At 72.2% G+C, this 8,758-nt stretch carries 9 protein-coding genes and 1 pseudogene; 9 read left to right on the top strand and 1 reads right to left on the bottom strand.

Going from position 1 to position 8,758, the window contains the following annotated elements; translation table 11 throughout:
* Positions 1–42: 42 nt before the first annotated feature.
* Together AB0H87_RS33245 and AB0H87_RS33240 are read left to right on the top strand one after the other, a co-directional pair.
* A pseudogene (locus AB0H87_RS33245) lies at positions 43–183 on the top strand (cupin); the annotation flags it as partial.
* Between the two features lie 224 nt (positions 184–407).
* Positions 408–1,607 carry an RtcB family protein gene (locus tag AB0H87_RS33240; protein WP_360154787.1) on the top strand — a complete coding sequence of 400 codons (1,200 nt, stop codon included), beginning with the start codon at positions 408–410 and terminating at the stop codon, positions 1,605–1,607.
* A 60-nt stretch (positions 1,608–1,667) separates the two neighbouring features.
* Here AB0H87_RS33240 and AB0H87_RS33235 read toward each other — a convergent pair whose 3' ends face one another.
* Complete coding sequence (locus tag AB0H87_RS33235; protein ID WP_360154784.1) at positions 1,668–2,531, bottom strand: helix-turn-helix transcriptional regulator; 864 nt, start codon at positions 2,529–2,531, stop codon at positions 1,668–1,670.
* Between the two features lie 78 nt (positions 2,532–2,609).
* Here AB0H87_RS33235 and AB0H87_RS33230 point away from each other — a divergent pair, with 78 nt between their 5' ends.
* The 7 genes from AB0H87_RS33230 to AB0H87_RS33200 form a co-directional block, all read left to right on the top strand.
* A complete protein-coding gene (locus tag AB0H87_RS33230) occupies positions 2,610–3,521 on the top strand; it encodes an alpha/beta hydrolase (RefSeq protein ID WP_360154781.1) in 912 nt (303 codons plus the stop codon).
* Positions 3,518–4,234, top strand: coding sequence for a tetratricopeptide repeat protein (locus AB0H87_RS33225; protein ID WP_360154778.1), 717 nt, complete (start codon positions 3,518–3,520; stop codon positions 4,232–4,234). Before AB0H87_RS33230 ends, AB0H87_RS33225 begins: the two co-directional genes overlap by 4 nt.
* 92 nt (positions 4,235–4,326) lie before the next feature.
* Positions 4,327–4,743: a hypothetical protein gene (locus AB0H87_RS33220; protein WP_360154775.1), complete on the top strand. Its 417-nt coding sequence runs from the start codon at positions 4,327–4,329 to the stop codon at positions 4,741–4,743.
* A 17-nt stretch (positions 4,744–4,760) separates the two neighbouring features.
* Positions 4,761–6,431, top strand: a complete 1,671-nt coding sequence (locus tag AB0H87_RS33215; RefSeq protein ID WP_360154772.1) for a hypothetical protein — start codon at positions 4,761–4,763, stop codon at positions 6,429–6,431.
* Positions 6,432–6,450: 19 nt separating this feature from the next.
* The gene (locus AB0H87_RS33210; protein ID WP_360154769.1) at positions 6,451–7,137 is read left to right on the top strand and encodes a DNA alkylation repair protein; all 687 of its coding nucleotides are present in this window, start codon (positions 6,451–6,453) and stop codon (positions 7,135–7,137) included.
* 135 nt (positions 7,138–7,272) lie between these two features.
* On the top strand, positions 7,273–7,797 hold the full coding sequence (locus AB0H87_RS33205; protein WP_360154766.1) for an NfeD family protein: 525 nt from the start codon (positions 7,273–7,275) through the stop codon (positions 7,795–7,797).
* A 12-nt stretch (positions 7,798–7,809) separates the two neighbouring features.
* Positions 7,810–8,758, top strand: a 949-nt coding sequence (locus AB0H87_RS33200) for a flotillin family protein (protein WP_360154764.1), incomplete at its 3' end; no start/stop codon positions are given.

The raw sequence follows: 8,758 nt of genomic DNA, 5'->3' as shown, positions 1-8,758 counted from the left end.
CCGGCGCCGGGCGGTGCGCACCGCCCGGCGCTCACCCGTTGCATCAGCGTCGACCCGGACCAGTTCGCGGGCGCCTACTGGGGTAAGGCGCCCTTGCTGTCACGCGCGTCGGAGCTGGCCGGCCCCGCCGGCTTCGTGGACCTGCTCTCCCCGTCGGACGCGGACGAACTGCTGAGCCGGCGGGGGGGGTCCGGCGCAATACCGTCGATGGAGAAGCGAGCGAAGGAGAGACCCGCGATGCCCTGGCAAACCCTTGAGTCGACACGTGTCGCGGGTGTGCCCTGTGCCGGGCGACCCTTCCCATGCCCCGCGGGTCCGCGGTCGAGCTGAGCCGCCCAGCGCGCCTCGCCGCCGCCCACCCCGCATCGGGGTCGGGCGGTTTCTTTTGCTTCTATATTGGAGAGACGATGAGCTACACCTTGCTGCCGGGCACGCGGGCGCCGGTCCGGGTCTGGACGGACCCGGCGACGATCGAGGACCAGGCGGCGCAGCAGCTCCGCAACATCGGCACGCTGCCCTGGGTCGAGGGCGTGGCCGTGATGCCGGACGTGCACTACGGGATGGGCGCCACGGTCGGCTCGGTGATCGCGATGCGCCAGGCGCTCGCGCCGGCCGCGGTCGGCGTCGACATCGGCTGCGGCATGTCCGCGGTCCGCACCAGCCTGGTCGCGTCGGACCTCCCGGACGACCTGGGCAAGCTGCGCCGGGCGATCGAGTCGACGATCCCGGTCGGCTTCAACGCGCACGACGACCCGGTCAACCCGCACCGGATCCACGGCCTGCCGACGGCGGGCTGGGACACGTTCTGGGCGGGCTTCCGGACGCTCTCGGCGGACGTGGGCGGCCTGGAGACGCGGGCGACGCGGCAGCTCGGGTCGCTCGGCGGCGGCAACCACTTCATCGAGGTGTGCGTCGAGCAGGGCGGCCTGGACGCGGGCCGGGTCTGGCTCATGCTGCACTCGGGTTCGCGCAACATCGGCAAGGAGCTGGCGGAGCGGCACATCGCCGTCGCCCGCAAGCTGCCGCACAACGCGAGCCTGCCGGACCGCGACCTCGCGGTGTTCGTCGCGGACACGCCGGAGATGGATGCCTACCGGCACGACCTGACCTGGGCGCAGCAGTACGCGGCCCGCAACCGGGCGGTCATGCTGGCGCTGCTGTGCCGGGTGCTGCGCGACGCGGTGCCGCGGGTGCGCTACGACGAGCCGATCTCGTGCCACCACAACTACGTGGCGTCGGAGACCTACGGCGGCGTGGAGCTGCTGGTCACCCGCAAGGGCGCGATCCGGGCGGGGCGGGGCGAGCTGGGCATCATCCCGGGTTCGATGGGCACGGGTTCCTACATCGTGCGCGGGTTGGGCAACGACGACGCCTACAACTCGGCGTCGCACGGCGCGGGCCGGCGCATGTCGCGGACCAAGGCGAAGAAGACGTTCACGGTCCGCGACCTGAAGGCCCAGACGGCAGGCGTCGAGTGCCGCAAGGACGCGGGCGTCGTCGACGAGATCCCAGGCGCGTACAAGGACCTGAACACGGTCATCGCCGAGCAGTCGGACCTGGTCAAGGTCGTCGCCCACCTGAAGCAGGTGGTGTGCGTGAAGGGCTGAGCCGCTAGGCCGCCACTCTCGGAGCAGGGTGGCGGCCACGGCCCGTCCCCATCCCAGGCGTTACGCGCCTTTCGAGGTGGGCCTCGTGGTGGTCGGGTCTCCGGCCGTCCACGACGTGAGGATGCGGAGGGCCTCGTCCGAGGGACTGCCCGGCTCGGCCGTGAGGACCACGAGGCGTTGGTCCGGGTCGTCGGGGCTGGTCCAGGTGTCGCAGTCCAGGGTCAGCGGGCCGACCACCGGATGGCGGAACCGCTTCGTGCCGTGGCTCGCCGTCGAGACGATGTGGGCGGACCACCAGCGCCGGAACTCCGGGCTCTGGGACAGCTCGTCGACCAGCTCGCGCAGGCGTGGGTCGTCGGGGTTGCCGGCCGTGGCCATGCGGAGGGTCGCGGCGCCCACCTGGGCCGCGTCCTCCCAGTCGACGTGGAGGTCGCGCATCGCCGGGTCGAGGAAGACCAGGCGGATGTAGTTGCGTTCGTCTGGCGGCAGGTCCGCGAACTGCACGTAGAGCGCGGCCGCGGCGGCGTTCCAGGCCAGGATGTCGTTGTGCCGGCCGAGCACGAGGGCCGGGCAGTGGTCGAGCTGGTCGAGGAGGCGGCGCACCGGCGGGCGTACCCGCTGATGCTCGGTCCGGTCACGGTCTCGGGGCTTGCCCGCCAGCTCGTACAGGTACCGCCGCTGTCCCTCGTCCAGGCGCAGGGCGCGCGCCAGCGACTCCAGCACCGTCACCGACGCCGGCAGGCGGCCCTGCTCGATCCGCGTGTAGTAGTCGACGCTCATCGTGGCCAGCCGCGCCACCTCGTCCCGGCGCAGCCCCGGCACCCGGCGCGGCGTGCCGTCGGCCGGCAGGCCCAGCGCCTCCGGGGTCAGCTCCGCGCGGCGCGCCCGCAGGAACGCACCGAACTCGGATCGGGTCGTGGCCATCACACCCATTGTTGCTCGCGCGCGGGTGGGAAAGATCTTTCCCTTCCAGGGCGGTCTGCCGCGACGGACGCTCGGAGCATGCGAAGCGACGTCTCCTTTCCCAGCGCCGGCATCGGCCTCGCCGGACACCTCTACACCCCTGCCGACACCGGCCCGCGCCCCGGCATCGTCATCGGCCACCCGGCGAGCGGCGTCAAGGAGCAGGCCGCGGCGGCGTACGCCGAGCGGCTGGTGACGGCCGGGTTCGTGGTGCTGACCTTCGACGCGGCGCACCAGGGCGCCAGCGGTGGCGAGCCGCGCGGGCTGGAGGATCCGGCCCAGCGGACCGAGGACCTCAAGGCCGCCGTCTCGTTCCTGACCACCCGGCCCGAGGTCGACGCCGACCGGATCGGCGCGCTGGGCATCTGCGCGTCCGGCGGCTACGTCCTGCCGGCGGCCGCCGGCGACCACCGGATCCGGGCCGTGGCCACGGTCAGCGCCGCGGACATCGGGCGGCAGTTCCGGGTCGGCGCCGACGGCACACAGGACCCGCGGGTGATCGACGGAATGCTGGCGGCCGCGGCGAACGCCCGCACCGTGGAGGCGAGTGGCGCGCCCGCGCGGACATTCGAGATCTTTCCCGCCACCGAGGAGCAGGCCCGGGCCGGGGGAGAGCACGTCTTCGAGGGCTGGGAGTACTACCGCACCGATCGGGCGGGCCATCCCGGCTCGGCGAAACAGTTCACCTTGTCGAGCATCGACCGGATCGTCACGTTCGACCCGTTCGCGTTCATGCCGGCGCAGCCCCTGCTGATGGTCGTCGGCACGCGGGCGGCGACGGCGTGGATGACGCAGCTGGCGTACGAGCGCGCCCGCGGCCCGAAGCGCCTGCACTGGGTCGAGGGCGCCACCCACGTGAGCCTCTACGACCGGGACGTGCCGGCCGCCGCGACCGAGCTGACCACCTTCTTCACCTCGACGCTGGCCGATCGCGCACACTCCACGGCATGAGTTTCAGTACGGAGGTCCGCGCCGCCTTCCGCCGGGGCGAGACCGACGCCGTGGTGCGGATGAGCGAGGCGGAGATCGCCCGCGCGGCCGCGGCCGGCGACCTCGCGAACGAGGTGGAGGCCCGCTACAGCCTCGCCCGCGTGGCCATCCGCGGCGGCGACCTGCCCCTCGGCGCGACCCGGGCCCGGGAGGCGCTCGAGGTCGCGCTGCGCTCGGGCGACCGGAGCCTGGCGGAACGCCCACGCCACGTGCTGGCCGGCATCGCCCGGATGTCGGGCGACTACACCCGGGCGCGGGGGCTCTATCAGGAGAGCATCGCGCTCAACGAGTCACTGGGCCGCACCGAGGCGGTCAACTGGGAGCGGCACAACCTCGCGTTCTGCGAGCTGAAGCTCGGCAACCTCGCCGCCGCGCGGGACCTGTTCGCCTCCGTCCGCGCGGCGATCTTCGCGGCAGGCTGGTCGGACTTCGTGCCGTACGCCTGCGTGGCGGGCGCGGCGCTCGCGTCGGCGGAGGGCGACCACGCGCGGGCGGCCCTGCTGGTCGGCGTGACGGACGCCGCGTTCGCGGCGATCGGCCAGGTGCCGGACCCCGACGACGCCGCGGACCTGGCCGACATCCGCACGGCCGCGGTCGCCGCGCTGGGCGGGCGGACCTTCGACGAGGCGTACGCCCGGGGCCGCCTCCTGGACCCACGCGCCGCGTTCGCCTGACCGGGGGCCATCGGCCACAAGGGTCTGTCGCCTCACACCCACGGTGGGACAGACTCTACGAAGGAGCAGCCCACGCGTCCGAGGAGGCCTCCGTGAGCCAGTTCGTCGACGCCCTGTTCGGTGGTCCGGTGGCGATCACATTGGAGTGGTCGACCGACGCCGAGCTCGACGAGACCGAGACGGCGATGCTCGCCTCGGTTCCCGACGAGTTCGCCGGGGCCGCGGTGCGGCGGCCCGGTGGCGCCGCGATGGCGCCGGAGCTGATCGTCGGCATCGTCGTCGCGGCGGTCGGCGGCGCGGCCGGACTGGCCAAGTTGATCAGCTACGTGGCCTGCCGCCTCAGGAGTGGTTGCACGGTCGACCTCCGGTCGGCGCCGCCGGCGATCCGCAAGGAGAAGGACCTCCCGCGGGGCATGGTGGTGGTCGTCGGCCCGGACGGCGCCCACTCCGTCCGCACGTGTGAGGAGGGCATCGCCGACGTCGTCCAACTCGGCCTGGCAACCGTATGAAGGTCCACCTCCCGTTGATGGTGCAGGATCCCCTGACCGCGCGGGAGCACGGGGTCGCGAAGACCGTGGAGGGAATGCACCTCGTCGTTCCCGACGACTCGTGGATCGGGGACGGACCGTCGACACACCAGATCGCCGTCGTGGACCTCGACCTGCGGACCGGAGTGGCGACGCCGCCGGCCGTGTACGAGCCACCGGCGGGTCGACGCAAGATGGGCCGATTCCGGCTGGCGAAGCCGTACGACCTCTACTCGCCCGAGTTCATCCAGGTGGCGGCCTTCGCGGCGGCGGCGAAGACCATCCGCACCATGGACCTGGACCGGGTGCTGGGGCACCCGATGAGGTGGCGGGACCCGGGCCGCCCGTTGCGCATCCTGCCCAGGGCAGGGCGATGGGCCAACGCGCGGTACGACCGGGACCGGCAGGAGCTCCAGTTCTTCTACTTCGACCATCCGGCGGACGCCACACAGACGATCTACACGGCCCTGGCCCGGGACATCGTCGCGCACGAGTGCGCACACGCCGTCATCGACGGCATCGCCCCGTTCCTCTACGACTCGAACACACCACAGACCCTCGCGATCCACGAGGCGATCGCCGACCTGTGCGCGGTCCTGACCTCGTTCCGCAGCGGGAGCCTCACGACGACGGTCCTGGAGCGCACGGGCGGACGCATCGGCGACTCCACCGCCTTCAGCGCGATCGCGCCACAGTTCGGCCGGGCGCTGTCGTCCAACGGTCATTCGACCGCCCTGCGCAACCTGCGCAACGATCGCCGCCTTCCGCCGCCGGCGGCGCAGGTCGACGTCCATCGCCTGAGCGAGGTGCTGTCGGGCCTCCTCTACGGCGGCCTGGCGCACCTGCAGGACGGTCGGGCGCGGCACTTCGACTTCTCCCGGTCCGGGTTCCTGCTGGCGCAGAGTGCGCGGCGGGTCCAACGTCTGATCCTCCGCGCGCTGGATCTCCTGCCCGCGGCCGACGTCTCGTTCGCCGACTACCTGCGTTGCCTCGTCTACGCGGCTGCGAAGGAGGACGAGTGGGTGACCGGGCACATGGCGTGGGAGTACGGCGAGGAGGTGGACTTCTTCGTCGAGGAAGCGGTGCGGCGGGGAATCGTCGACCGGCCGGAGGACCTCGTCGACGACGAAGCCCCTGCCGACGACGACCCGCTCACCCCTGACCAGATGCGGCGGCTGGCGGCGGACGACGACTACGCGGTCGAGTTCGTCGGCGGGCGCCGCCACCGGATCGGGATCCCGGAGGGCGCCCGATTCACGATCCTCGCGCGCCGGCCGTCGAGCATCTGGGTCGAGGTCGAGGGAAGGTCGGGATCGATCGACGAACTGCTGGTGAAGGTCGCCTGGGAGGATCGCGAGGAGATCGGCGGCTCCCACGGCCCCGCCCGTGAGCGGATCGTCCGGCGTGGAGCGACGATCGTGATCGGCGGGAGCCGTGCCGGCTACGTCGATGCCGTCATCCGCGGTGGCTTCGACCCCCTGCGAGCCGAGCGGGACGCGTTTCTCGGCTGGTCCGAGCGGGCGGGTCTCCTCACCCCGCGACCAGCCGCCGGCAAGATCCTGGTGACCGACGTGGCCGGCGGCCAAACGCCTGGCCGGCGGCGGATCGCTGCTGCACGGCCACGGATCCGATGGACTCTGACCGGGCCCAGCGGCACGATCAGGTCATGACACCCATCCAGCCGGTCGCATGACCGGCACCGCAGCCGGCTTCGTGGAGCGGATCCAGGCGCTTCGCGAGCAGAGTGACAAGGTCCCCATGCGCGACGTCTTCGCGCTCGCCAAGGAGCACGTCGACCTGCCCGTCGCGGAGATCGACAAGCTGTTGGACAGCGACATCCACCTCGTCCGCGTCGGCGCCGTCAGCATCATGGGCAAGCGGGCCGTCCGCAAGCGCACGACGGACGCCGACCGCGCCGCACTGTTCGACCTCTATCTGAGGCGGACAGACCGGATCAACACCTGGGACCTCGTCGACGTCAGCGCGCACCAGGTGATCGGCGGCTGGCTGCTCGACAAGCCCCGCGACGTCCTCTATCGACTCGCCCGGTCGGACGACTGGTGGGAACGCCGCATCGCGATGATGGCCACGCTCACCTTCGTGCGGGCGAAGGATCTCGACGACACGTTCGCGGTCGCCGAGTTGCTGGTCGACGACGAGCACGAGTTCGTGCGGACCGTCGTCGGCGGCATGCTGCGGGAGGCGGGCAGGCACGACCGGCCGCGGCTGCTGGACTTCCTCGACCGGCACGCGGCCACCGCCCCGCGGGTCGTGGTGCGGTTCGCGATCGAGCACCTCGACCCGGAACAGCGCGCGGACTACCTCGGCCGGCGTGGGAAGAACGACGTCACGCGGGGAACGGCTCGCGAAGCGTGAACGTTTCGGGCGACGGGCCGCTGCCGCGCACGCGGGTCACCGGTGACAGGAAGCCGACGCTACCGCGCCCCGACGACGGATCGGCGGTGGCGGATGGCCACTACGCTGGTGTCAGCGCATGGAAGGCGGTGCGGCGTGGACGCGGCCACCGTGGTGTTCCTGCTCATCGGCGGCGCCGGCGCGCTGGTGCTCGCCCTGTCGCTGGTCGGCGCCGAACTGCTGCACCTCGCGCATCTCGACCTGCCCGACTTCTTCTCGGTCGAGGCGGTGGCGGGCTTCGTCGGCGCACTCGGGTTCGCCGGCGCGATCACCAGTGAGCTGCTCGGCGCGCGTACCCCCGGCGCGATAACCGTCGCGGCGGGCGTCGGCGTCCTCGCCGCCCTGCCTACCGCCTACCTCGCGGTCCGGCTGTCCCGCGCGGCCCGCGACATGCGCACCGACGCGACGCCCACCCGGGCCGATCTCGTCGGGACGCTCGGCGTGGTCGTCACGCCGATCACCGCGACCGGGTACGGCGAGGTGCGGGTCCGCCTCGGTGGCCATCCGATCAAGGTGTACGCGAAAGCCGACCGACCCCTGCCCGCCGGTGCCGAGATCTTCGTGGTCGAGGCGCCCAGCGAGACGAGCGTCGTCGTCGAGCCGGTCCATCCCCTGTCCTGAAGGGCTGTCCAGATGCTACTGATCATCGCCCTCGGCGGCGCCGCACTGCTCATCCTCCTCCTGGTCATGTTCGTGCTCTCGCGGATCAAGGTGGCCGCCCCCAACGAGGCGTTCATCGTGACCGGCCGCAAGGCGCAGGCGATCGAGTCGTCGGACGCCTCCCGGCAGATCGACCTGTCCGGCCAGAAGGTCGTGATGGGCGCCTCCGTGTTCGTCCTGCCGGTCGTGCAGAAGGTCCAGTCGCTGGACCTGTCGAGCCGGCGCATCCACGTCGAGATCGCGGGTGCCGTGACCAAGCAGGGCATCCGGGCCAACCTGCACGGCGTCGCGATCGTCAAGGTCGGTGGCACCGAGGGCGCGGTACGCGCGGCCGCACAGCGCTTCCTGCGCCAGCAGCGGGAGATCGAGGAGTTCACCAAGGAGGTGCTGGCGGGTTCCCTGCGCTCGATCGTCGGCCGGCTCACCGTCGAGGAGATCATCCGGGACCGCGCCGCGTTCGCCTCGGCGGTGGCCGAGGAGGCCGAGCACTCCATGACCAACCAGGGCCTGGTGCTCGACACGTTCCAGCTGCAGGACATCCTGGCCGAGGGCTCCTACCTGCAGGACCTCGGCCGGCCCGAGGCGGCGCGCGTGCTCAAGGAGGCGTCGATCGCGGAGGCGCGGGCGCGGCAGGCCGCGGAGCAGGAGCGGATGCTGGCCGAGGAGGCGATCGCGGTCGCGGAGCGCAACCTGTCCGTCAAGAAGGCGGCGATGCAGGCCGAGATCGACGCGGCCAAGGCCCGCTCGGCGGCCGCCGGCCCGCTCGCCCAGGCCGAGCGCGACCAGGCGATCCTGGGTGAGCAGCAGAAGGTCGCCGAGCGCAACGCGGAGCTCAAGCAGCGGCAGCTCGACACCGAGGTGCGCAAGCCGGCCGCGGCGACCTTCCCCGGCGTCGCGATCATGGTGCTGGCGTTGACGTTCA

The sequence above is a fragment of the Asanoa sp. NPDC050611 genome (genome assembly GCF_040654855.1).
GTDB lineage: Bacteria > Actinomycetota > Actinomycetes > Mycobacteriales > Micromonosporaceae > Asanoa.
The sequence above is the reverse complement of the archived record's forward strand: the minus strand, read 5'-3'. Positions and strand labels throughout refer to the sequence as shown.

Bases quoted from the DNA above. Each gene is read 5' to 3' on its own strand.
- AB0H87_RS33210 (WP_360154769.1), top strand. From the start codon at position 6,451: ATGACCGGCACCGCAGCCGGCTTCGTGGAGCGGATCCAGGCGCTTCGC.
- AB0H87_RS33230 (WP_360154781.1), top strand. From the start codon at position 2,610: ATGCGAAGCGACGTCTCCTTTCCCAGCGCCGGCATCGGCCTCGCCGGA.
- AB0H87_RS33235 (WP_360154784.1), bottom strand. From the start codon at position 2,531: ATGGCCACGACCCGATCCGAGTTCGGTGCGTTCCTGCGGGCGCGCCGC.
- AB0H87_RS33215 (WP_360154772.1), top strand. From the start codon at position 4,761: ATGGTGCAGGATCCCCTGACCGCGCGGGAGCACGGGGTCGCGAAGACC.
- AB0H87_RS33240 (WP_360154787.1), top strand. From the start codon at position 408: ATGAGCTACACCTTGCTGCCGGGCACGCGGGCGCCGGTCCGGGTCTGG.
- AB0H87_RS33225 (WP_360154778.1), top strand. From the start codon at position 3,518: ATGAGTTTCAGTACGGAGGTCCGCGCCGCCTTCCGCCGGGGCGAGACC.